The sequence below is a fragment of the Streptomyces sp. CRN 30 genome (assembly GCF_034105845.1).
In genome coordinates this window covers 1-23,065 of record NZ_JAVRHI010000353.1, presented here as the reverse complement: position 1 = coordinate 23,065, position 23,065 = coordinate 1, and the positions used below count along the sequence as shown (strand labels likewise).

Below are 23,065 nucleotides of genomic sequence, written 5' to 3'. Positions count from 1 at the left end.
CATGGCGGAATCCGGGGGCGTATCCCCGGCGGTCACCTGGGGGCTGCTGGCCGCCTTCGCGGTGCACGACCTCGAGGAGCTGGCCACCATGCCTGCCTGGGCCGCGACCCAGGTGGACCGGTTGCGGGACAGTTTCCCGAAGGTTCCCGAACGGGTGTGGTCCGCGATGAGCGTGTCGCCCGGGCACACGGCCACCGCCATCGGCCTGATGGGTCTGGTGGTCGGTGCCGCGTCGGCCGACGGAGCCAGGACCGGGGGACAGTCGCCGTTCTTCCAGACCGTGCTGGCCGGATTCGGCCTGCACGCGGTCACCCACGTCGCCCAGAGCGCCGTCCTGCGCCGCTACACACCCGGCGTGATCACCGCCCCGCTGGTGGTCGCCCCGTTCTCCCTCTGGGCCTGGCGCGAGCTGCGGCGCGGCGGAGTGCTCCGGGAGGTCGACACACGGAACGTGGTGAGCAGCGCCATGATGTTCCCGCTCGGCATCCTCGGCGTGCACGCGGCTGCCTACGGAGGCCGGCGACTGGCCCGGAGGAGGGCGTCCGGCCGCCCGGCGGCACCGCGCCGGGCCGGCCGGACCCGGCCGATGGGGGACGGAGCGTAGCCACTCAGCCCGAAAGGTGGTGTACGTGGGCGTGGTTGCGTTCCGCGAGACGGCTCGCCACCGCCCGGGGGCTCAGGCCGGTGGCGCGGACCTCGGCGAAGACGTCCTCGACGAGCCGCCACATGGTCTTGTCGATCTTCGCCAGTGCCTCGCCCGCGTCCGCGTCGACGTCCCCGAAGAGGGTCCACCACCACCAGCTGTTCGCGGCGAAGTTGGCGAGGAAGTCCGGGACCACGATCACCCCGCGCTTCAACAGGGCCCTCTCGGCGCTCGGCAGTACGGAGACGTTGGCCGCCTCGACGAGATAGCCGCAGCGCACCTCGTCCTCGTTGGCGTCGTCCACGGCGTAGGAGGCGGCGGCGGTGACCAGGACGTCCGACGCCACCGACAACCACTCGTCGCCCGGCAGCAGTCGGGCGCCGGGAGGCAGCCGGTCGCGGTCGACCAGACCCGCGGAGCTGCGACGGGCCAGCAGCGTCTCCACGTCCAGGCCGTCCGGGTCGGCCACTACGCCGTCCTGGTCGACGACGGCGACCACGCGCATGCCGGCACGGGCCAGATAGCGCGCCGCGGCGCCGCCCATCGAACCGAACCCCTGCACCACGGCGGTGAGCCCCACCGGGTTCTCGTCGGTCTCCGCCAGAGTGGCCAGTACCGCCTGGGCCACGCCGTAGCCACCGACCGTGTCGCCCAGGCCGAGCCCGTCGATCCGGATCGCGAAGGCGTGGTCGATCCGGCGCAGTCCCGCCTCCGCACCATCGGGCACGTGACGGAGCGCCGGGTGGACACAGGACCGCAGCCCGGCGGCGGTCACCGCCGCGTCGATGTCCTCCTGCCGGGTGCCCAGGTCCTCACCGACCGCCCAGTACGTCTCCACCAGGGGGCTGACCGCACCGAGGAACCGGGTCAGGACCCCTGGTGCCTCCGGGCTGGACGGGTCGAAGTCGATGCCTCCCTTGGCGCCGCCGAAGGGCAGATACCGGTCGCCGGGCTGGTGCACCAGCGACTCCTTGAGCGTCATGGTCCTGGCCAGGTCGGTGACTTCGGACAGCGTGCAGCCGGGGCGCATCCTGAGACCACCGCTGGCGACGCCGCGCAGCAGCCGGTCGATCACCAGATAGCCCTGCGCGTCGGTCTGCTCGTCGTACCAGGTCAGCTGCAGATAGGGGGTTCGGTTCACGGCTCCTCCGGAGGAGTTGGAGCGGATGGCTGGACGGGCCGATGGAGCGAGGCGTCAACCGAGCGGCTCGGGAACCTCGATGACGGTGGGCCCCGGTGTGGTGAGGGCCTTCCCCACGGCGTCCCGCAGCTCGGCGGGGCTCGCGGCATGTGCCCCGGCACCGCCGTACGCCCGGCTCAGCGCCGGGAAGTCCGGACCGTGCAGGTCGACGCCGACCGGGGGGCAGCCCCGCTCCGCCATCTCCTGACGGATCATGCCGTAACCACCGTTGTTCACCACCACCACAGGGAGCGGCCGGCCGGCTTCCACCGCCGTCGCCAGTTCGTTGACCGTGAACTGGAGTCCGCCGTCTCCGGTGAGCACGGCCACCGGGCGTTCCGGTGCGCCGATGCCCGCGCCGATGGCCGCGGGCAGTGCGTACCCGAGGGTGCCGAAACCGGTCGGATAGAGGAACTGGCCGGGGCGTTCCACGGCGAAGCCGGTCAGCGCACCGAAGTAGCAGACCTGCGCGCTGTCGTTGACGAGTACGGCGTCCTCGGGAAGCGCCGCCCGCAGGGCCTCGGCGATCGGCCGCCAGCGTGCGCCGTACGCGGTGACGGCGGACCGGGCCGACCGGGCATCCAGGGACGGGGTCGCGGACCGGTTTCCGACGGCCCGCCGCAGTCCGGCCAGGACGGTTGCCGCGTCACCGGCCAAGGGGTGCGCGGCGAACGGCCGGTGCAACTGGTCCGCGTCGAGGTCCACCCGTATCAGCCGACCGCCGAAGCGGAGCGGCTCGTCCCAGGAGTCGGTCTCGGCGAGTTCGGTGCCGACCGCGAGGACAACGTCCGCGCCGTGCAGGAACTCCCGCACCTCGCGCAGGTGGAGCCCGGCTCCGAGGGAGAGCGGATGGCTCTCCGGGAGCACCCCCTTGCCGTTGGCGGTGGTCACCGTCGGTGCGCCGAGGAGTTCGGCGAGCGCGCGCACGTCGGCGGCCGCGCCCCGGGCTCCGCCGCCCACCACCAGGGCCGGCCGCCGGGCCTCGGACAGCGTCGCTGCGGCGGCCCGTACCGCTGCCTCCGAAGGAGCCGCGGGCAGCGCCCGCACCGCGGGCGGTACGGTGATGTCCGCGGTGCGGGCGAGCAGGTCGTAGGGGATCTCCAGATGGACCGGGCGGGGGCGGCCGAGCGTGAAGTCCGTGAACATGGCGGCCAGGACGCGAACCATTTCGGGCAGGGTCCGGACCCGTCGGCTCTGCGCGCAGACCGAGGCCAGGGCCGCCGACTGGTCCTTGACCTCGTGCAGCAGCCCGGATCCCCGGTCGTGGTCCAAGGGCATGCCGGGCGAGATGATCAGTAGCGGTACGGAGTCCGAGTACGCCTGACCGGCCGCGGCCGCGGCGTTGAGCAGGCCGGGCCCGCTGGTGGTCACCACCACACCGGGTCGTCCGGCGACCCGGGCGTACCCGTCCGCCGCGTATCCGGCGCCCTGCTCGTGGCGAGGTGTGACGACGCGCAGCCGGCCGGGTCCGAGGTGTCGGTAGATCTCCAGGTTGTGCGTGCCGGGTATGCCGAAAACCACCTCGACGCCGTTGGCGCGCAGCGCCGAGACCAGCAGCTCTCCGCCAGTGGCCATGATTCCCCCCATGGTCGGTACACCCGTGTCCCGGCGCTCGCGCCGGGACACGGGGATCGCGGTGGTGCGGTCAGTCCGTGACGAGCGCCTCGACACCGTCGCGTTCCGCTACCAGTTCCCGGACGTGGGCATTGAGGGCATAGCGCTCCAGGACCGAGGCCGGCAGCGCGGAAGCCCCGGTGATGGTGCCGAGGCAGGCGGTGGTGCCGCACTCGCAGGTGAAGGGGTTGCCCATCTCCCACTCGGTGGAGGGATAGAAGAAGCTGAGTGGTTCGCCCTCGGCGATCGGCCGGATGGCGATCACATGGCTCGCCTCGGTGTCGAGGAAGGTGTTGGGCACGCAGGAGTGGTTCAGGAAGTGGAGGTTCTCGGGGTCGAGGTGCTCGTTCCGGGAGACCTGGACGCTGTACACCGTGGGCTCCCCGACCCTGATCCTGCCGGTCAGCGGGGAGACGACGTCTCCCACTCTCAGCGCGCGCCGGGCGTTGTACCCCTTGCCTCCGGCGTGGAACGAGGTCTCCTGCACGTGAGATTCAAGCCGCATGTGTGGCACTGGATCCTTCCTGTTCCCAGCGACGAACAATGAGTACCGCGTTGTGTCCGCCGAATCCGAATGAGTTGCTCATCACGACGTCGGTGTCCCACTTCTGGGCCACGGACGGCACGAAGTTGAGCTGGTCGTCCTCCGGGTCCTCGCAGTTCAGCGTGGGAGGCACGACATTGTGGTGGATCGCCTGCACCGATGCGATCAGCTCGACCGCGCCGGTACCCGAGATGAGGTGGCCGGTCATGGACTTGGTGGAACTGATCGGGATGTGCAGGGCGCGTTCGCCCAGTACCTCCCGGATGGCCGCGACCTCGCTCCTGTCGTTGAGTTCGGTGCTCGTGCCGTGGGCGTTGACGTAGTCGACGTCCTCGGGCCGGAGACCTCCCGACTCCAGGGCTATCCGCATGGCCCGCTTGGTGCCCAGTCCCTCGGGGTGCGGGGCGGTGAGGTGGTACGCGTCGGTGGTGGCTCCGTACCCGACCAGCTCGGCAAGGATTCGGGCGCCCCGTGCCTTCGCGTGCTCGGCCTCCTCCAGGACGAGAACGCCCGCCCCGGCTCCCATGACGAACCCGTCCCGGCCCCTGTCGAACGGACGGCAGGCCCGGGCGGGGTCGTCGTTGCGCCGGGACAACGCCCGGCAGGCCGCCGCCGCGGCGATGTTGAGACGGGTGACGGGAGCTTCGGTGCCGCCGGCCACCATCACATCGGCCACGCCGAACTCGATCAGCCGCATCGCCTCGCCGATGGAAGTGGCCCCCGAGGCGCAGGCGGTGGTCAGGCTCGCCGACGGACCACAGGCACCGAGCCACAGCGCGATCTCCCCGGCCGAACTCTCCGAGCCGCTGGTGGCGAAGAAGAACGGGCTGACGGCACGAGCCCCGCGTTCGTGCAGCTTGATGGTGGTGTCGTAGTTCATCGTGGCAGGGCCGGCCGAGGAACCGACATAGACGCCGACCCGGGGGGCGAGCTCCTCGTCGACCTCCAGCTCGGCCTGCTGAACCGCCTGCATCGCCGCCGCGATGCCGTATTGCGTGCTGACGTCGATACGGCGTGACACCTTGTGCGGCATATAGACGCCGGAATCGAACTCCTTGACCTCGGCCCCGATGCGGACGGGCAGGTCGGACGCGTCAAAGCCCTCGATGTCCGAGATCCCGCTGCGTCCGTCGACGAGCGACACCCAGAACTCGTCCGCCGTCAGTCCGACCGGCGTAATAGCTCCATAGCCGGTGATGACGACGCGTCGTCTCTCCTGTGATTTCGATGCCACTTGAGATCCCATCGATAAGACCCCTTCCGACGGAGTGCTACGGTCACAGGGAAAGGGGAGTCGCGGTTTCGTCACTGTCGTCGACCGTGGATTCCGCCAGCCTCAGCATGCGGCGCGAATCCGTCTTCCCGTTGTGGTTGAGCGGGAATTCCTCGACCACAACGACTCTGTTCGGCTGCTCGTAGGCCGGAAGCAGTTCGCAGATCCTTTCGCGCCAGTACTGCGGCGTACCGCCCCCGGGATCTTCGACCAGGAACACCAGTCGGCTTCCCAGCCGCTCGTCGGGCAGTGGAACGATCTTCAGTGGAGCCCCGCACCCGGAGGCTCTGCGCTCGATGATGTCGGGATAGAGGGTGTATCCCATGCGGTGTACCGCGGACTTACGCCCGAGTACGAACAGATTGCCCGCGCCGTCCACCGTGCCGAGGTCTCCGGGCCGGTACCACGCGGGTCTCTCCGGGACGACCTCCCCGCCGGGGCTCAGATAACCGCTGAACGAGTCAGGTGTGCGGATGCGGAGTTCGCCGACCGTGCCCGGGGGCAGCGGAACGGCGTCGTCGTCGGTTATCAGCACCTCGACGCCGTGGAACGTCTGGCCGGCCCCGACCGGGTTGTCGGGCGTCGCGGCGGCGATGTTGCCCATCTCGGTGCTGCCGTAACCGTCGAGCAGGGGCAGCCGGAACGTCTTGGTGAACCGGTCGGCGGCCGCGCGGTCGAGCGGGGCGCCGCCGGTGCAGTACATCCGCACGCTGCCGAGGTCCGCGGCCAGCTCCGGGCGGCGTTCGACCAGGTTGAGCAGGCTCCTGTGGGTGGCCGGTGTGGCGTCGACGACGGTGGCGCCGGCCTGCCCGGCCATGCGTATCGCGCGGTCGAGCCGCCGGTAGGGAGCGACCACCAGCGAGGCGTCGGCCAGCCATGCGGCCAGCAGGATGGACAGCCCGTACTGGTGGGAGAAGGGAAGAAGAGGAAGGAACACGTCACCGGCCCGGTAGCCCATGAACTCGATGGTGCGGCGCACGTTCTGCAGCACGGACAGTCCGGACTTCACGATGCCCTTCGGCTCGCCGGTCGAGCCCGAGGACCAGGCGATCAGGGCGTCCGGCAGCCGTTCCCAGTGGTCGAAGCGGATCCGTTCGTCCGCGGGCCGGTGTTCCGCGGCGGCGGTCAGCAGCTCGTAGACGTAGAGCCGGCGTAGCCCGGGAACGGGGGACGCGTCGTCGTCGACGACCGCGAGCCGGGCCCTGGCCTGCTCGGCGGCCCGGCCGCTGTCCTCCGACCGCTGCCGCTGGTCGAGCAGGACGACGGAGGCTCCCATGTGTATGAGTCCCAGGAGGACGGTGACGGATCCGGCGGAGTTGCCCGCCTTGAGAACGACCCTGTCGCCGGGGCGCACCCCCGCCTCCCGCAGCACATCCACCACACCTAAGGCCGTGCCCTGTAACTGGGGCCATGTCTGCACGGAATCCATGGACAGAAGTTTCGCTGGCATGTGCTGACTACTTTTCCTTCCCTAGTGCGTGTGCTTGGTGAGCAGGATCAGGCACGACAGGGAGCGGAAGGATGAGCTCAGGGGGAAGGCCTCGCCGGTCCCCCGAAAAATGGAAGCAAGTCGGACACGCAACGCGTGGACATGCGCGATGAAACACGTGCCCACGTGCGGTTGCAGGGCAACGCCCCTTGCCTTCCTGTGAATCCCCGTTTGCGGCCCGGGCGCCCCAGGGGGAGCCGCGATTAGCCGCTTGAGCGTAACCCTAGGTTCACCAATCCGGCCACGTCAACAACATCTCGCCCCCGATCATCCGGAACGCTTTGATCCGCACTGCCGGCCGGTACGGCGGTCAGTTTCTTGATCAATTCATTTCCGTGTGAGGTTGCGATCCGAGGGGCTGGGAGCTGCTTGACACCCTCCTGCTCCTCTGCTTAGATCCACGAACTACACCGCCGCCGGGGTGAATTCTGTCGCTGAGTCGACCGAATCGATTTCCCCGGAGCCGCACAACGGGGGCCGAGTGCGGTGGGATTTCCATGTCAATCCGGTCTCGCGGTCGTTGATCTGCGCGGTCGTTGATCTTCGATATCGTGATTTTCGATAGCACTCGCGACACGTCCGCCGCCTTCTGCTGGAGAGCTGTTCATTTGGGCGCCATGCGGAACACGCGCATTCGAGGCGAGTCTGTTTTACGGGGGAGTAATTCTCATGCCGGGACGCACAACCCTGGTCAGCGGAGGAAACCGAGGAATCGGACTCGCTACCGTCCGGGCCCTGTCCGAGGCGGGTGAGACGGTGGTGGCCACGTACCGGAACGATCCTCCGCCCGACGGGATCAACGCGGCGCGTTGCGACATCACCGACCCCGAGCAGGTCGAGCAGACCTTCAAGCAGGTCGAGGCGGAGTTCGGTCCGGTCGAGATACTGGTCGCCAACGCGGGCATCACCCGGGACGGCCTGCTGGTCACGATGTCGGACGACGACCTCGGCGCCGTGGTGGAGACCAATCTGCTGGGAACGGCGCGCGTCGTCCGCCGGGCCCTGCGCGGCATGATCCGGCGACGCCACGGACGAGTCGTGCTGATCTCGTCCGTCTCGGGCCTGTCCGGCTCGGCCGGACAGGCCAACTACGCCGCGGCCAAGGCCGGCCTGATCGGACTGGGACGCTCGCTGGCCCGTGAGGTGGGCGGCCGGGACATCACCGTGAACGTCGTGGCCCCGGGGTGGATCGAGACGGACATGACCGCTGCCCTCCCTGAGGGGTCACGGAAGGAAGCCGCCGGCCAGACCCCCTTGCGCCGCTTCGGCCGGCCGGACGAGGTGGCCGCCGCCGTCCGGTTCCTGACGAGCCGCGAGGCGGGTTACGTCACCGGGGCGGTCGTCCCGGTGGACGGCGGAATCGGAATGGGGCACTGATGGGACTGCTGACGGGCAAGACGCTGCTGATCACCGGTGTGATCACCGAGTCCTCGATCGCCTTCCGGGTCGCCCGCGAGGCCCAGGAGCAGGGAGCCGAGGTGATCCTCACGGGATTCGGCCGGCTGTCCCTGGTCCAGCGCATCGCCAAACGGCTCCCGGAGCCCGCCCCGGTGGTGGAGCTCGATGTCACCGACCGGGAGCAGCTGCACACGCTGGCCGACCGGGTACGCGAGCACGCCAGTCGGATCGACGGGGTGCTGCACTCGGTCGCGTACGCTCCGCCCGGAGCGCTGGACGGCAAGTTCCTCGACACCACCTGGGAGGAGGCGGCCACCGCCTTCCACGTATCCGCCTACTCCCTCCAGGCCCTCACCACCTCGCTGCTGCCGCTGATGGACCGCGGCGGCTCGGTGGTGGGCCTCGACTTCGACGCCAGCCGGACCTGGTCGGGCTACGACTGGATGGGGGTGGCCAAGGCAGGACTGGAGTCGTGCTCCCGTTACCTCGCCTCGCACCTCGGTCAGCGGGGCATCAGAGTCAACCTCGTCGCGGCCGGACCGCTGTACACCCTGGCGGCGCGCAGCATCTCCCCGTCGGGGGACGGCTCCGGCACCTTCGACGGCGGCTGGGCCGAACGGGCGCCGCTGGGGTGGGACTCCCGAGACCTCCAGCCGGTGGCCAACGCCTGTGTGGTGCTGCTGTCCGATCTGCTCCCGGCTACCACCGGGGAGATCATCCACGTCGACGGCGGAGCCCACGCAGTCGGCGACCGTCCCGCGCACGTCACGGCCGTCCGGTGACCCCGTTACGCCCCACGCTGAGTCGACTCGGCGCGCACATCGGCCCGTTGGGGACGAGTGACTGGCGTCGGATCAGCCAGCGCCAGGTGAACCTCTTCGCCGAGGCCACCGACGACCACCAGTGGATCCACGTCGACCGTACTCGAGCGGCCGAAGGCCCGTACGGCACCACCATCGCGCACGGGTTCCTGACCCTGTCGCTCCTCTCCGCGCTCAGCGCGGAGGTGCTCGAGGTCAGCGGTGTCGCCCAGGCCGTCAACCACCGGGTCGACCGGGTTCGCTTCCGCGCCCCCGTGCCGGTGGGCGCCAAGCTCCGGGCATCGGTCCGCCTGCTCTCGGTGCGGCCACGCCCCCGGGGTTTCACGGAGGTCGTCATCTCGGTCGCCATCGAGTTGGAGGACGGACGCATCGCGTGCACCGCTGAGCAGAGCACCCTCTACCTGGACGGGGGGCCGGCCGACGGTGGGGAGTGACACGGTGGCCGGGCCGGAGGGACCGGCCAGGGCCAAGGCATCCCCACTGGTCCTTCTGGAACTGGCGGCCACGGCTTCCACCGCGGCCAACGGGATGGTGACTCTGGCCCTGCCCTGGCTGGTACTGGAGCGGACCGGCAGCCCGGCCGACGCCGGGGTGGTCTCCGCGACGTCCACCCTGCCGCTGCTGGCGAGCGCCCTCTTCGCGGGAACCATCGTCGACCTGTTCGGCCGCCGGCGTACGGCAGTCAGCTCCGACCTGCTGTCCGCGGTGTCCGTCGCGGCCGTGCCGCTGGCCGACGCGGCCTTCGGGTTCTCGCTGTGGTGGCTCGCGGCCCTGGCGGTCCTGGGATCGGTCTTCGACCTGTCGGGCGTCACCGCCCGTAAGGCGATGCTGCCGACTGCCGCCGCCCGGGCCGGATGGCCACTGGAGAAGGCGAACGGCGTCCATGAGTCGGCCAAGGGCTTCGCCCTGATAGCCGGACCCGGCCTCGGCGGCCTGCTGATCGGCTTCGGCGGAGCGGTGGCCCCGCTGTGGGCCGCCGCGGGCCTCTCCCTGCTGGCCACCCTCATCCAGGCCGGGCTGCGCCTTCCGTCCTCCGCGCCCGGAGCGGATCTGTCCGATGGCTCCTCCTGGCGCGCCGTCGGCAGCGGTGCGGTGGAGGGGCTGAGAACGGTCTGGAACGACCGGCTCCTGCGCGTGGTGGGTCTCCTGGGCAGCTTCCTCTTCATGATCTATCTGCCGATCTCCGGAATCGTCCTGCCCGCCCACTTCCACGAACAGGGCACCCCCCAGCGGCTCGGTCTGCTCACCGTCACCATGACGGTCGGCGGTATCGCGGGCGCGCTGGCCTACGGATTCGTGGGGTACCGCCTGCCGAAGCGCGCGCTGTTCACGGCGACGATGTTCACCGCGTCGGCGGGTCTCTTCGCGATGTCCTGGCTGCCGCCCTACCCGCTGCTGCTGGCCGGTGCCGTGGTGGTCGGCCTCGCGTACGGGCCCATCAGCCCGCTGATGAACCTCGCGACACAGCTGCGTTCCACCGAACGGACCAGGGGCCGGGTCATGGGACTCATGACCTCCTGCGGATACGTGGCGGGCCCCATCGGTTTCCTGGCCGGCGGTCCGCTGGTCGAACGGTTCGGCGCCGGCCCCTCCTTTTTCCTGCTCGCCTCGGTGCTCTGCGTGCTGGTCACGGGTGCGTCTCTGCTCCCCGGCCTCCGCGAGTTCGACAACCTGTCCGACGCACCGCGGCCCTCCGTCGAACACACCGGCCGAGGTGCCGCCGGATGAGCGCGCCCACCGGGTGCGTACCCGACCCGACGAAGTCGAAAGGCATGTGACATGGCTCTTCAGCACGACGAGGTTCTCGCCGGTCTCGCGGAGATCGTGAACGAGGTCGCCGGTATCCCGACCGACGACATCACCCCATCGAAGTCCTTCACCGACGAGCTGGACGTGGACTCCCTGTCCATGGTCGAGGTGATCGTCGCCGCGGAGGAGCGCTTCGGCGTCACCATTCCGGACGAGGAGGCCAGGAACCTCAAGACGATAGGCGACGCCGTGGAGTTCATCGTGCTGGCCGGTGACGCCTGAGGGCACGAGGCTCCTCGTCCCCGACCGACGACCGACAGAGAGGTCCGCACCATGGGGTCCGACATCGCCCGCTCCGGCCAGGCGCACTATCGGTGCGTCGGGATCGGTGCAGGGCCGGCCAACCTGAGCCTGGCATCGCTCCTGCACAGCCATCCCGAGACGACCAACCTCTTCCTCGACCGGAAGCCCGCCTTCAGCTGGCACGACAGCCAGCAGATACCCGGTACGACCCTCCAGGTGTCCATGTTCAAGGACCTGGTGAGTCTCGCCGACCCGACGAACCCCTTCTCTTTCCTGGCGTACCTCCACCAGAAGAGACGGGTGTACCACTTCCTCAACGCACAGTTCTCCGAGGTGCCCCGCCAGGAGTTCCGCAACTACCTGGACTGGGCCAGCAGACGCAACGACAACGTGGTCTTCGGTGAACAGGTGCGGGAGGTGGACTTCGACGACAGCGGGGACGGTCGTTACGTCGTGCGCACCGACCGGCGCCTGGTCACCGCCGACAACGTGGTGGTCGGGGTCGGCACCCAGCCGTGGGTCCCGCAGCACGCCCGGCCGAGATTGGGCCAGACCCACTTCCACGTCAGCGAGTTCATGGAGAAGGCCGGTGATCTGGGCGGTAAGCGGGTCGCCGTGATCGGCGGCGGCCAGTCGGGCGCGGAGGCCTTCCTGGAGCTGATCTCCCGCCCGGGAGGCGAGCAACCGGGACAGGTCTCCTGGTTCTCCCGGCGGCGCAACTTCCTGCCGCTGGACGACTCGCCGTTCACCAACGACTTCTACATGCCCTGCCACGCGGACCACCACTACAACCTGCCGTCCGAAGCCCGGTCCGCCTTCAACACCGAGCAGTTGCTCAGCAGTGACGGGGTGTCCGAGGCGACACTGCGCCAGATCTACCAGCAGCTCTACGTCCTTTCCTTCGTAGCCGGCCCGGCGGACCTGGCCAGGCTCTACCCGCATCGCGAGGTGACCGACGTGACCGGCGACGCCGCCGGTCCGTGGGACCTCACGGTCCGGCACAAGGAGGAACGGGGCGCGGTGGAGCACGAGCGGGCGGACGTCGTCATCTGGGCGACGGGTTTCCGTCCCGCACCGATGGACTTCCTCGCCCCCATCGCCCACCGGCTGGAGCGCGAGGGCGACGAACTGCGCGTCGACCAGGACTACGCGGTGTACTGGGACGGCCCGCTCGACCGCAGGGTCTTCGTGCAGAACGCCGTCCGCGAACAACGCGGTCTGGCCGACCCCAACCTCAGCCTCAACGCCTGGCGGAGCCGGCGCATCGTGGACCGGCTGCTCGGTGTCCGGACGGAAGAACAGCTTCCCTCCTTCGTCGCGTGGTCGTCGAAGGAGTCCGCCGAGCAGCTCCGGACCGTGTGACGAGGACGGGCACGACCATGGGAAAGAGGTACCGGACGTGATCATCAGTGTCTACGACGGGAACATCGAGTACGAGGGTTTCGGCATCGGTCTCGCGGGCATCGAGGGGCTGGGCGTGGGCGCCGACTGGGGCCGGGTCCCACCGGGTGGCAGATCCCTCTCGCACCGGCACGACGAGACCGAGATGTTCGTGATCGTCCAGGGCCGTGGCGAGCTGGTCGTCGACGGAGCGCGGCACCCGGTCGCGCCCGGCTCGCTCGCTCTGTTCGAGCCCTTCGAGAGCCATGTACTGGAGAACACCGGCGACACCGACCTGGTGTTCCTGACCCAGTACTGGAGGGACGCCGACCGGGCGCTGGTCTCGGCCCGGTCGGCCGACCGGCTCGGCTTCGGTGAACGTCCGGTCTTCGTCTGTTCGCCCCCACCGACGCCCAACGGCGATCTGCACCTCGGACATCTCTCGGGCCCGTATCTCGGGGCCGACGCCTATGTGCGTTTCCAGCGCATGAACGGCGTCGAGGCCTGGCACGTCACCGGCAGCGACGACCACCAGAGCTACGTCCAGGCCGCCGCCCGGGCCGAGGACCGCGCGACGGCGGTGACGGCCGCCCACTACAGTGCGGAGATCGCGGACACGCTCGCCCTCATGGACATCCGGGTGGACCAGTACACGGTGCCCCACCGGGACGAGGCGTACCGCGCCGGGCTGCGTGCGTACTTCTCCCGCCTGATCGACAGCGGGGTGGTCGCACCGCGCGCGGACGAAGCGCTCTTCGACGCGGAGACCGGTGAGTACCTCTACGAGGTCGACGTCAGCGGGACGTGCCCGACGTGCGCTTCCACGACCGGCGGAAACATGTGCGAGGGGTGCGGTGAGCCGAACACCGTCATCGATCTGGCCGATGCTGCTTCGGCGCTGTCGGCGGCCGGACCCCGGCGCGGGCCGATCACCCGGTACACACTGCCGCTGCACGACTTCCACGAGGTCGTCATCGACCACCACCGCCACGGTCGGGTGCCGGCCCGGCTACGGGAACTCACCGCCCGGGTCTTCGACCGTCCGTCCCTGAACCTGCCCGTCAGCCATCCCGCCTCCTGGGGCACGCCGCCGGCCGAGGAACACGAGGGGACCGAGGGCCAGGTCATCTGGGCCTGGGTGGAACTCTCCTACGGGTTCCTGCAGGGCATCCAGGCGCTGGGCGGCCGCCTGAGCAGGAACTGGCGGGTGGCCGAGCCCGGTCAGGACTGGAAGATCGTCCACTTCCTCGGTTACGACAACGCCTTCTACCACTCGGTGCTCGCCCCGGTGCTCTACAAGGCGGCCTTCCCCGAGTGGGCTCCCGACATCGACTACCACGTCAACGAGTTCTATCTGCTGGAGGGCAGCAAGTTCTCCACCAGCCGCCGACACGCCATCTGGGGCAAGGAGATCCTCGGTCCGGACAGCGTCGACGCGGTCCGCTACTTCCTGTCGAGCACCCGGCCGGAAGGGGACCGGACCAACTTCGCGAGCGCGGAGTACGACGCGCTGGTGCGAGGCACCCTCATCGGGACTTGGCAGGAGTGGCTCAACGACCTCGGTGAGCGGATGGTCGAGCGGTACGACGGTGTGGCACCGGACGCCGGGAACTGGACGCCGGAGCACTCGGCCTTCCTGGGGACGCTGGGAGTGCGGCTTTCCGCGCTGACCTCCGCGTTGAGCCCGGACGGCTTCTCCCTGCGGCGGGCTGCCGCCGAACTGCACGGCCTGGTGGAGGACACCGTCAGGTTCTCCCGTCAGGAGAGCCCGCTGGCCGCCACCCGGTGGTCCGACGACAACCGCACCGTCATCGCACTGGAACTCGCCGCGGCCCGCCTGCTGGCTCACGGCGCGGCACCGCTCATGCCACGCTTCGCGGCGCGGCTCGGCAAGGCGCTCGGCCTGGGCGTGCCCGCACACTGGCCCAGGACGGTCGAACTGCTGCCGCCCGGCACCCAGGTCGACCTCGCCGGCACGGTGTTCTTCGCACCACCCGCGCCGGTACCGGTGCCCGCCGCCCCGACCCGGTCATGAGCCCCCTCTCCATCGACGTCGTGGTGGTCGGCGCGGGGCTGGCCGGAGCGGCCACCGCCTGGCGGCTCGCCGGGCGGGGGCTGGGGGTCGCAGTAGCGGAGGCGTACGCGGCGGGGCACCGGCACGGCAGCTCGTACGGCAGTTCGCGCATCTTCCGCCGGACCTACGCGGACCCGTTCTACGTCGCGCTGACGGGGCGGGCCGAGGAGAGCTGGCGGGAGCTGGAAACCGACTCCGGCACCGTCCTGCGACGCCGTACCGGAGGCCTGGACTCGGGCTCCGGGGCCAGGGTGGAGGAGCTGGCCGGAGTGCTGGCGGACGCCGGGGTGCCGCACGAGCTGCTGTCGGCGGCGGAGGCCGGCAGGCGCTTGCCCGGCATGCGTTTCGAGGGTCCGGTCCTCCACCATCCGGAGGCCGGGGTGGTCGACCCGGACGCCACCGTGGCGGCCTGCCTCCGCCGTGCCGAGGAGCAGGGAGCGCGGGTGCTCACCGGCACACGGGTGACGCACGCCGCGTACCCGGAGTCGGGTGGTGTCCGGCTCCTCGCGGCCTCGGGCGAGGAGCTGTTCGCCGAGCGGGTGGTGATCGCCGCGGGAGCATGGCTGCCGGAGCTGGCCGGTGTCTTCGGCATACCGACGCCACCGCTGGCAGTGACCCAGCAGCAGGTCTTCCACTTCCGTCAGCGGGATCCGGACGTCGACTGGCCGGTCTTCCTGCACCGGGGCGAGGTCGAGATGTTCGGCCTCCCCTCCGGCTCCGACGCCGGTCCCGCGCCCGCGGTGAAGGTGGCCGAACTCGGCAACGGGGCCCCGACCACCGCCGACACCCGCTCCGGGGTGCCGGATCCGGTCTCGCGGGCCGCCGTCACCGGGTTCGTGGACGCCTGGCTGCCGGGGCTGCGGGCCGAACCGGTGGCGGGAAGCACCTGCCTCTACACCTCCACTCCGGACGGGGATTTCGTCCTGGACCGGCACGGCCCGGTGGTGGTGGTCTCGCCCTGCTCGGGACACGGCGCCAAATTCGCCCCGCTGATCGGTGAGATGGCCGCCGACCTCGTCCTGGGCCGCGGCACACCGCACCCCCGTTTCGCCCTGCACCGTTGACGTTCCTCACGGGCCTCGGTACTCCTGCGCTGGACCGTGCGACGGGCCACCGTGCATTTCTCGCGCATCAGGGTGACGTGGATCCCGCGGGCTCCGTGGACGCCGTGGTCGGCCTTGTGCATCCGGCGTATCCCCTCGGTGATCTCCCTGTCCCGCAGGCTGCGGGCCTCAACGGGTTCGAGTCCCACCCGCCCCGCCTCGCACTTCCTCCGCAGAAACGACGGCAACTGTCTCATCGTGCGCTCCGGCTGGTTCCCGCCAGTCGGGGCGCACGTGTATCCGGGCCCCTCGCGCGTGCTGCGCGGACGGTGGTCCGGGGCGCCGTGCGGGGAGCCGTGGGCGCCCGGCGCGCGTAGCACCGGCGGGCCGGAGGCGAGGACTCCCGCCCGCGGAGGCATGGCGCGTGCCTGCGTGGGCACGGATGTACCAGGTCGCGGCAGCGAGGAGGGGCTGGTCGCATAGGGCAGGGCACGGACAGACACGGACAAGGGTCCGCCAGCCGCAGGGACATACCGGGCACATCATCGGGAGGCCGTCATGAACCGCCGGATCCGCATCCAGACCAGCCGTCGGCCCTCCGCCCCGCGTGACACCACCGTCGACCGGCGCACGCCCTCCGGACGGGTGCTGCCCTACTGACCTGCCCCACCGGCCCCGAACGGTCGGCCCCGAGCGGTCGACTCCGTGCGGTGCCCGCCGGTTGGCTGCCCCCGTGACGGATCTTCACATCGCACGCGTGTGCGGCGCCGGGGACCCGCGGGTCCTGGCGGACCGGCGGCACGTCCACAACCACCTGGAGCTCGCCCGGCAGGACGGCGTCCCCGTGTGGGCAACTCCACGGTCCGGCCTCCCGTGGACGGCTCGGCCACGGTCACGGTCATCGCGCGCGTCCTGCCCGGGCACCGGCCGCAGGGCATCGGCGAGCTGCTGTACGCGCGGGCGCTGCGGCGGGCCCGGGAACTGGGCGCCGAGGTGGTCGAGACGTGCCCGGGGGGCGTAGACGCGGCTCAGCGGGCCGGCGTATGCAGCTCCAGCGGCTGGACGCGGCCCTCCAGCATCGCGCCGAGGCCCTCGATCGCGCACACGTCGGGGCGCTCCGCGATATGCACCGGCATGCCCGTCGCGTGCCGCAGCATCTGGTCGAGGCCCGGCAGCAGCGCGCTTCCGCCGACCATCACGATGCCCCGGTCGGCGAGGTCGGCGACCAGGTCGGGCGGGCACTCCCGGAGCACCTTGCCGACGCCGTCGAGCACCGAGGTCAGCGGGCCCTGGATGGCGTCGCGCACGGAGGCGGTGTCCACCCGTACCGAACGGGCGAGTCCGGTCGCCACGTCCCGGCCGTGGATGTCGGTGAAGGCGGGCCCCTGCGGGGACAGCCCGTTCCCGGAGAGGGCGACCTGCAGCGGACGGACCGACTGGCTCGGCAGCATCAGCTCGTGGTGGTGGCGCAGGTGCTGCACGATCGCGTGGTCGACGGCCTCACCGCCCACCGGGATGCGCTGGGCCGTCACGATCGAGCCGAGGGAGAGGACCGCGAGCTGGGTGGCGGCCGCCCCGCACACCATCACCATGGTGGCCTCCGGGCGCTCGACCGGCAGTTCACAGCCGACCGCGGCCGCGATGAGCGTGTCGACGAGCTCGACGCGCCGGGCGCCGAGACCGACCAGCGTCTCGATCGTCGCCCGCCGGGCGAGCGGGTCCGCGTCGTGCGGGGTGCAGGCCGCCCCGCGCAGGAAGGGCTTGCGGCGCAGCGCGCGGCGCATCTTGTCGCCGATCAGCTGGCGCAGCATGCGCTGGGCCATCTCGATGTCGACGACGGTGCCGCCCGACACCGGCCGGACGACGCGGATGTAGTCGGGCGTACGGCCGTTCATCCGCTCGGCCAGCTCCCCCACCGCGATCAGCGCACCGGTCCTCGTGTTCACGGCGGCCACGCTCGGCTGGTCGACGACGAGGCCGGCGCCCTTGATGTAGACCCGGCTCCGGGCGGCTCCCAGGTCGACGGCGAAATGGCAGCGGCGCAGCTGGTCCAGACTGGCGGTCATGGCGGTTCCTCCCGAGTGCACAGACCGTGACGGGCCGTGAGTTGCGTATCTCCCAGCATCGTGCGGGGCACGCGCGCGGGACGCCTTCCGGGAGGGGCCGGATGGGGTGCCGCCGGACGGGTGATTCCGCTGACGCGGGGTCGGGAGTCAGGTCGGGCGGACGGCGCGCAGCACTGGTTCCAGGGAGGTGACCACGCAGCGGCAGCCCGCCTCGCGCAGTCGTCGTACGGCCGTGTCGTCGGGTGCGTGACCGATGAAGGGCAGCCCGATGGCGGACGCGGCGGTGCACTCGGCGACGGAGGAACCGATCAGCACCGCGTCGTCCGGTGCGGTGCCCAGGCGCTCGAGCGCCCGCAGCAGGACGTCGGGGTCCGGCATCAGGCGGACGGGGGTGTGCGAGCGGCCGTGCACCCCGCCGGAGACCGGTCCGGTCAGCCCCCGCCGTGACAGGTACGTGGTGACCGCGCGCGCCGAGTGGTCCGTGACGACGGCCACCCCGAGGCCCCGGTCGGCCAGCGCGTACACCAGGGGACCGGCGAAGGTGAGGGGCGCCGCGCCGAGGTCGCGCTGCTCGATCTCGTCCAGCGCGCCGCTCAGTTCGGACGCCAGCGGGTGGTGCGACAGCGCGCGGAGCAGCTCCAGCGGGTCCGTGTGCCCGTCCTTGAGCGGCGCGGGCGCGCCCCGCCGGAGCGGATGCTCGCCCTTCAGCGCGTCCTCGGGACGGCGGAGTTCCACCAGGCGGGTGGCGAGGGCCCTGGCCGCCCGGGAGCGGCGGCCCGGCGGGATCCGGGCCAGGGTGCCGGGAAAGCCCAGCAGCACGGACTCGGTGTCGGCGAGGACCAGCGCCAGGCTGTCGGAGGCCGCCGACGTGCGCGTGGAGGTGTCCCACCGGTCCAGCCGCGGCGCCGGGCCGGGCGAGAGCCGGACCGCGCACGTCACCGCGAGCCCCGGCACCGGCCAGCCGCCCAGCTGCTGGTGGACCGCGCGCTGCGCGACCCCCGCCCAGCGCAGCGGGTGGCGCCGGGTGAGGCGGGCCGCCTCCCGCGCGAGGTGTTCGTGCAGCCGGGCGGCCACCGAGGCGCTCCGGCCGCGCACGAACGCCTCGGGGTCGGACACGTGCCAGGACAGCTCGGCCGCCGCCACGAACGTGCTGCGGTCGGCGCTGGGCAGCAGCAGCTGGTGGGTGTCCCGGTGCGTGGTGAGGTCCACCTCGTAGTACGTCACGGGGGAGCGGGAGGCGGGCGAGGCGGTCACGACGGCGGTGCGGCCCGGTTCGGGCGGGCGGATCAGCTCGGCGGAGGGCGCGGTGAGGGGGCCGCGCACCAGGTCGCGGAAGCCGGGCTGCGGGGCGTGCCCGGGGAGGTCGAGGGGGAGGAACCAGGCGCGGGGCGGCGCGTCCGGGGACGGACCGGCGAGGGGGCGGAAGCGGGCGGCGTCCGCGGGCTCCAGCTCCCCGTGGAGGGCCGGGGAGAGGACGACCGTGAGGTCCGCGGGCGTGCCGTCCCGGGCGGGCGGCTCCTCGGCCGCGGCCGGGGGGCCGGGGTGCCGGAACGTGACCCGGACCCCCGGCCGGGCGTCCAGCTCCCGCAGGGCGCCCGGCAGTTCGCGCACCACCGCCTGCAGGACGGGCGCGACGGACGCGCCGGGCGCGAGCAGGAACGCGTGCCCCGAGTCGGCGCCGACCGTGTCGTACGCGTCGGGGCCCAGGCCGCCGAGCGCCAGCAGCCAGGGCAGGAGGCGGCCGAGGGCCTGGTGGGTCCGCGGGTGTGCGTGGGGGTCGCCGGTGCCGGCCGTGAGGAGCGTCCGGCCGCCCCCGGCAGTCCCGTCCGGGTCGTGCGCCGGGGCCCGGTCCACGGGGACGCCCCCCAGTCGCAGCACGCTCTCCTCGCGCACCGTCGCGAACGGCTCGCCCCGCACCGCGGCGCCCCCGCGCCCCGGGGCCGCGACCGGGATCTCGCCGGCCGCCAGCCCGGCCCGCGCGTCGATCGGCGCGCCCACGCGGGCGAGCAGCCCGGCGGTGCGGCTGTGGGCGGTGCGGGGCAGCGTGCGCAGCAGCAGCTCCCGTACGCCCTGGCGGAAGGCGTACGTCCCCGGCGGGCCGGGCTCCGCCGTCAGCATGCCGCTGAGGATCACCTCCGCCAGGTGCTGCGGGCGGGGACAGGGGTCGACCGCGGCCTGCACCAGGCGCATCACCGGCAGCTCCGGGCGGCCGACGGCGAGGTGGCCCGCGAGCCGGAACGCCTCGGGCGAGGCGAGGGAGCGGAAGCGCAGCACGAGCTCCTCGGCGGACAGCCGGTCCACGTCCGCCCGCCCCCGCTCGTCCACCGGGTCCGGGGGCGGCCCGGGGAGGAGCGGGGCGACGGCGCCGGGGACCGGGCCCGCCCCGGTCAGCAGCCTGGACCAGTTCGCCAGCCAGGGCGCGGCGGGCTCCAGGACCGGGAGGGGGAGCGAGCCGGGCGCGGCCGTCCCCGTCGCGTACGGGTCCACCTCGTACGCCCCGCAGGGGGCCACCGGCCACGGCGAGGAGAGGCGCGCGGGCGCGGCGGGCAGCGCGGTGGTGCGCCACAGGCGCTCGGGCAGCGGCTGGACCACGGCCACCGGCATGCGGGCCGCCCAGCTCCGCAGCGCCCGGTACCAGCGCCGTCCCGCCTCGCCGTCCCGCCACTGCGGCCCGCTGCAGTCGCTGACGAGCAGGGTGACGGTGCGCCCGTCGGCGTAGGGCTCGCGAGCGCCCCACCCCCGTACGGTGCCGTCGGACGCCAGCCGGTGCGCGACCACCGTGCGGAACACACCGGACTGGACGAGGGCGGTGTGCAGCTCGCGGACGAGGGGGCGCCACACCGGCATGGTCGGGCCGCTGTCGTGGACGAGGCGCAGGGTCAGCCAGCGTTCGCCGGCGGGCCGCAGCACGGGCAGCCACCAGCGGGGCGCCGCGCCGAGGCGGGCGATGCGGTGGGCGGTCGCCTCCTCGTCCAGTTCGTGGCCGGACGGGGCGGGGACCCGGCGCTTGAGGGGGCGCAGGGCCCGCTGGAGGGGGAGGGGACGGGCGAGCATCGGGGGCGCGGGCGCCAGCAGGGAGGTGTACGGGGCGCTCCCGGCGTCCGGCGGGCCGTCGCCGGCCAGACGCAGCGGGACACGTCCGTCGGCACGCTCCGGCTCGTGTCCCGGCTCGTGCCCCGGCGGAAGGTCGGGCTCGGGTTCCGGCGCGGACTCCGGATCGGACGCCGCCCCGGCCTCCGGCTCCTGCGCCGCGGGGGGCCGGTGACCGGACGGGGGAGCGGTCGCCGCCGGTGCGTCCGCGTCGCCGGGGGAGGGGGATCGCGGGTGCTCCGGTGACCGGGGCTCGACGGGTGCCATGTGCCGCGCCAGCCACAGCAGTTCGGCGAGCTCCACGGAGGTCGGGTGCTCACCGCGCACCTGTGCGAGCAGCTCGGCCAGCCGGCCGGCGCCCGCCGCCCCGTCCGCCGCGTGAGCGGGATCCGCTCCGTCCGCCCCGTGACCGTCCATCAGAAGGTGTCCGCCTCGTCGCCCGTGCGGCTCAGGTACGGCATGAGCCGCTCGGCCAGCTCGTCCCGGGAGGCCGCGTCGAAGCCGGCGGTGCCGGTCACGTAGAGGGCGTTCAACAGCTGGTCCGTCGCCAGTTCCCCGTCCGTGCCCCGGGACAGGAAGCGGGCGATCAGCTCGCGGGCGTAGGCGTCCGGCTCCCCGAGGTGGGCCCGCACGATCTGCTCCAGGTGCGTGGCACGGGGCTGGTGCAGCTCCAGCCGGACGCACCGCCGCAGGAACGCGGGCGGGAACTCGCGCTCGCCGTTGCTCGTCAGCACCACGAACGGGAACGCCCGGCAGCGCACCCGGCCCCGCTCCACCGTCACCCGGTCGTCCGTGCCGTCGACCATCACCTCCGCCGAGGGCGTGTGGCGGGCGGCCCGCACCAGTTCCGGGATCTCGTACTGGCCCTCCTCCAGGACGTTCAGCAGGTCGTTCGGCAGGTCGAGGTCGCCCTTGTCGATCTCGTCGATGAGCAGGGCGCGCGGCCGGCCGTAGGGCAGCAGGGCGGTGCCCAGCGGGCCGAGCCGGAGGTGGTCCTCCAGCTCGCCGTCCGGGGGCACCTCGGCCGCGGCGGCGCGCCCCGCCGCGTACAGCCGGGACAGCGGGTCGTAGCTGTAGAGGCCGTCGTGGAGGGTGGTGCGGCTGGCGATGTTCCAGCGCAGCACCGGGCCGAGCCGCAGCTCGCGCGCCACCGCGTAGGGCAGGCTCGACTTGCCGCTGCCGGGCGGTCCCGTCACCAGCAGCGGCCGGCGCAGGTACAGGGCGGCGTTGACGAGCTGCACCGCCCGGTCCGTGGCGCGGTAGGTGCGGGCGCGGTGCAGCCGGTCCGGGGAGGTGGCCGAGGCGTCCTGGTGGTCGGCGGGGGTGGGCAGTGCGGGGCCGCCGTCGAAGGACCGCCACGGGGGCGGTCCGGGCAGCTCGTCGATGCCGTCGTGGGGGGCGCTCGTACCCGTGTAGACGGGCCACAGGGACATGGGGAGGTGCTCCTCGGGGGAACTCGGGTCAGCCGACCGGCGAGTGCTGGTAGCCGACGGGATCGGGCAGGCATCTGGGGTCCTCCCAGAGCAGCGCCAGGTCGTCCGCCCAGTGCGGCTCGGCGGACTCCGAGGCGTAGGCCGCCTCCCGCAGCTCGTGCACGTGGGCGGGGAGTTCGGAGGGCGGGAGGCCCGCCAGGTGCTCGGCGAGGCGGTCCAGGAAGGCGGTGCCCCGGCAGTCCTCGTGCGACGGGCCCCGGCAGCCGGAGCGCGGCCACAGCATCACCGGCACGGGCGCGTTCAGGCCGGCGCCGAACAGCCGCCGGGTGCCGTCCGCGCGCGGCGGGAAGCCGAAGCCCACCACGTCGGCGGCGCGGCGCAGGCCGACGGTCAGCTTCACCGGGTCCTGGCCGGTGCCGGCGCAGCCGATGCGGTGCAGCCGGGGCGGGGCCGCCTGACCGTCGAGGAGCTGCCACTTCTGCTGCAGCTTGTGCTGGAGCCCGCCGCTGCGGCGCCGCTCCAGGTCCATGACGACGAGCGGGGCGAAGGCGCCGAGCGGACTGTCGTCGTCGGCGCTGCGCTGCCAGTGCGCCACGTCCAGGTTGAGCCAGCGGCGCGGCAGCACGAAGGCGATCAGCTCCCGCGCCCGCGGCTCCAGTTCGTGGTACGCCTCGTCGATGCGCTCCAGCACGTACGGGCGGACCCGCTCGGCGGGCAGCCGGCGCGAGCCCACCACGCGGCGGTGCCGGCCGCTGTACGCGGACACCTCGACCACGACGATCTGCCGGCCCGACTCGTCGGTGCCGCAGCCGCTGGGCGCCATCTCGACGAGGATCGGCGACCAGGGGCGGTGGGTCTCCGTTCCGGTTGCTGTTCCCGCGCCGGCCGCCGCGGGACGGGCGCCGCCCGTCTGCTGCGCGGGGAGGCCGGCGCCGTGGCCCGGACCGTGCGGCCAGGACCGCAGC

Annotated in this window: 17 protein-coding genes and 1 pseudogene; 9 read left to right on the top strand and 9 right to left on the bottom strand. The window is 72.3% G+C overall.

The annotated features are described in order from the left end of the window. Nucleotide 1: 1 nt before the first annotated feature. The gene (locus UW392_RS37575) at nucleotides 2-604 is read left to right on the top strand and encodes an HXXEE domain-containing protein (protein ID WP_320779716.1); all 603 of its coding nucleotides are present in this window, start codon (nucleotides 2-4) and stop codon (nucleotides 602-604) included. Between the two features lie 4 nt (nucleotides 605-608). On the opposite strand, the gene UW392_RS37570 is transcribed toward UW392_RS37575, so the two are convergent. From UW392_RS37570 to UW392_RS37550, 5 genes are all read right to left on the bottom strand, one after another. Continuing rightward, nucleotides 609-1,784, bottom strand: a complete 1,176-nt coding sequence (locus UW392_RS37570; protein WP_320779715.1) for a Glu/Leu/Phe/Val dehydrogenase dimerization domain-containing protein — start codon at nucleotides 1,782-1,784, stop codon at nucleotides 609-611. A gap of 54 nt (nucleotides 1,785-1,838) precedes the next feature. Further along, entirely contained in the window at nucleotides 1,839-3,398 is a 1,560-nt protein-coding gene (locus UW392_RS37565) for a 5-guanidino-2-oxopentanoate decarboxylase (RefSeq protein ID WP_320779714.1), read from the bottom strand. 70 nt (nucleotides 3,399-3,468) lie between these two features. Then, the gene (locus UW392_RS37560) at nucleotides 3,469-3,942 is read right to left on the bottom strand and encodes an SET domain-containing protein-lysine N-methyltransferase (protein WP_320779713.1); all 474 of its coding nucleotides are present in this window, start codon (nucleotides 3,940-3,942) and stop codon (nucleotides 3,469-3,471) included. Next, nucleotides 3,932-5,215 (bottom strand): beta-ketoacyl-ACP synthase II, encoded by a 1,284-nt coding sequence (gene fabF / locus UW392_RS37555; protein WP_320779712.1) that lies wholly within the window; start codon nucleotides 5,213-5,215, stop codon nucleotides 3,932-3,934. Before fabF ends, UW392_RS37560 begins: the two co-directional genes overlap by 11 nt. A gap of 43 nt (nucleotides 5,216-5,258) precedes the next feature. Then, on the bottom strand, nucleotides 5,259-6,683 hold the full coding sequence (locus UW392_RS37550) for a class I adenylate-forming enzyme family protein (RefSeq protein ID WP_320779711.1): 1,425 nt from the start codon (nucleotides 6,681-6,683) through the stop codon (nucleotides 5,259-5,261). Nucleotides 6,684-7,412: 729 nt separating this feature from the next. Here UW392_RS37550 and fabG point away from each other — a divergent pair. From fabG to UW392_RS37510, 8 genes are read left to right on the top strand one after another with little or no spacing between them, the layout of a single operon-like run. Then, nucleotides 7,413-8,120, top strand: coding sequence for a 3-oxoacyl-ACP reductase FabG (fabG, locus tag UW392_RS37545; RefSeq protein ID WP_320779710.1), 708 nt, complete (start codon nucleotides 7,413-7,415; stop codon nucleotides 8,118-8,120). After that, nucleotides 8,117-8,923, top strand: a complete 807-nt coding sequence (fabI, locus tag UW392_RS37540; RefSeq protein WP_320779731.1) for an enoyl-ACP reductase FabI — start codon at nucleotides 8,117-8,119, stop codon at nucleotides 8,921-8,923. Before fabG ends, fabI begins: the two co-directional genes overlap by 4 nt. Then, complete coding sequence (locus UW392_RS37535) at nucleotides 8,920-9,396, top strand: MaoC family dehydratase (RefSeq protein WP_320779709.1); 477 nt, start codon at nucleotides 8,920-8,922, stop codon at nucleotides 9,394-9,396. The genes fabI and UW392_RS37535 overlap by 4 nt, the downstream gene beginning before the upstream one ends. Nucleotides 9,397-9,400: 4 nt before the next feature. After that, nucleotides 9,401-10,690, top strand: coding sequence for an MFS transporter (locus tag UW392_RS37530; RefSeq protein WP_320779708.1), 1,290 nt, complete (start codon nucleotides 9,401-9,403; stop codon nucleotides 10,688-10,690). Nucleotides 10,691-10,741: 51 nt separating this feature from the next. After that, nucleotides 10,742-10,993, top strand: coding sequence for an acyl carrier protein (locus UW392_RS37525; protein WP_320779707.1), 252 nt, complete (start codon nucleotides 10,742-10,744; stop codon nucleotides 10,991-10,993). Between the two features lie 51 nt (nucleotides 10,994-11,044). Continuing rightward, complete coding sequence (locus tag UW392_RS37520) at nucleotides 11,045-12,376, top strand: lysine N(6)-hydroxylase/L-ornithine N(5)-oxygenase family protein (RefSeq protein WP_320779706.1); 1,332 nt, start codon at nucleotides 11,045-11,047, stop codon at nucleotides 12,374-12,376. A gap of 37 nt (nucleotides 12,377-12,413) precedes the next feature. Further along, on the top strand, nucleotides 12,414-14,429 hold the full coding sequence (locus tag UW392_RS37515) for a class I tRNA ligase family protein (RefSeq protein ID WP_320779705.1): 2,016 nt from the start codon (nucleotides 12,414-12,416) through the stop codon (nucleotides 14,427-14,429). After that, complete coding sequence (locus UW392_RS37510) at nucleotides 14,426-15,532, top strand: FAD-dependent oxidoreductase (protein ID WP_320779704.1); 1,107 nt, start codon at nucleotides 14,426-14,428, stop codon at nucleotides 15,530-15,532. Before UW392_RS37515 ends, UW392_RS37510 begins: the two co-directional genes overlap by 4 nt. A gap of 1,007 nt (nucleotides 15,533-16,539) precedes the next feature. On the opposite strand, the gene UW392_RS37505 is transcribed toward UW392_RS37510, so the two are convergent. From UW392_RS37505 to UW392_RS37490, 4 genes and pseudogenes are all read right to left on the bottom strand, one after another. Then, complete coding sequence (locus UW392_RS37505) at nucleotides 16,540-17,577, bottom strand: rod shape-determining protein (protein ID WP_320779703.1); 1,038 nt, start codon at nucleotides 17,575-17,577, stop codon at nucleotides 16,540-16,542. Nucleotides 17,578-17,724: 147 nt separating this feature from the next. Further along, nucleotides 17,725-21,084: an SAV_2336 N-terminal domain-related protein gene (locus tag UW392_RS37500; RefSeq protein WP_320779702.1), complete on the bottom strand. Its 3,360-nt coding sequence runs from the start codon at nucleotides 21,082-21,084 to the stop codon at nucleotides 17,725-17,727. Beyond that, nucleotides 21,084-22,100 (bottom strand): MoxR family ATPase, encoded by a 1,017-nt coding sequence (locus UW392_RS37495; RefSeq protein WP_320779701.1) that lies wholly within the window; start codon nucleotides 22,098-22,100, stop codon nucleotides 21,084-21,086. The genes UW392_RS37500 and UW392_RS37495 overlap by 1 nt, the downstream gene beginning before the upstream one ends. Nucleotides 22,101-22,128: 28 nt before the next feature. Beyond that, nucleotides 22,129-23,065, bottom strand: a pseudogene (locus UW392_RS37490) (serine protease); the annotation flags it as partial.

What these genes read in the sequence shown, in the direction of transcription:
- UW392_RS37575 (WP_320779716.1), top strand. Translation starts at nt 2, where the DNA reads ATGGCGGAATCCGGGGGCGTATCCCCGGCGGTCACCTGGGGGCTGCTG.
- UW392_RS37565 (WP_320779714.1), bottom strand. Translation starts at nt 3,398, where the DNA reads ATGGCCACTGGCGGAGAGCTGCTGGTCTCGGCGCTGCGCGCCAACGGC.
- UW392_RS37560 (WP_320779713.1), bottom strand. Translation starts at nt 3,942, where the DNA reads ATGCGGCTTGAATCTCACGTGCAGGAGACCTCGTTCCACGCCGGAGGC.
- UW392_RS37550 (WP_320779711.1), bottom strand. Translation starts at nt 6,683, where the DNA reads ATGGATTCCGTGCAGACATGGCCCCAGTTACAGGGCACGGCCTTAGGT.
- fabG (WP_320779710.1), top strand. Translation starts at nt 7,413, where the DNA reads ATGCCGGGACGCACAACCCTGGTCAGCGGAGGAAACCGAGGAATCGGA.
- UW392_RS37525 (WP_320779707.1), top strand. Translation starts at nt 10,742, where the DNA reads ATGGCTCTTCAGCACGACGAGGTTCTCGCCGGTCTCGCGGAGATCGTG.
- UW392_RS37520 (WP_320779706.1), top strand. Translation starts at nt 11,045, where the DNA reads ATGGGGTCCGACATCGCCCGCTCCGGCCAGGCGCACTATCGGTGCGTC.
- UW392_RS37510 (WP_320779704.1), top strand. Translation starts at nt 14,426, where the DNA reads ATGAGCCCCCTCTCCATCGACGTCGTGGTGGTCGGCGCGGGGCTGGCC.
- UW392_RS37505 (WP_320779703.1), bottom strand. Translation starts at nt 17,577, where the DNA reads ATGACCGCCAGTCTGGACCAGCTGCGCCGCTGCCATTTCGCCGTCGAC.
- UW392_RS37500 (WP_320779702.1), bottom strand. Translation starts at nt 21,084, where the DNA reads ATGGACGGTCACGGGGCGGACGGAGCGGATCCCGCTCACGCGGCGGAC.
- UW392_RS37495 (WP_320779701.1), bottom strand. Translation starts at nt 22,100, where the DNA reads ATGTCCCTGTGGCCCGTCTACACGGGTACGAGCGCCCCCCACGACGGC.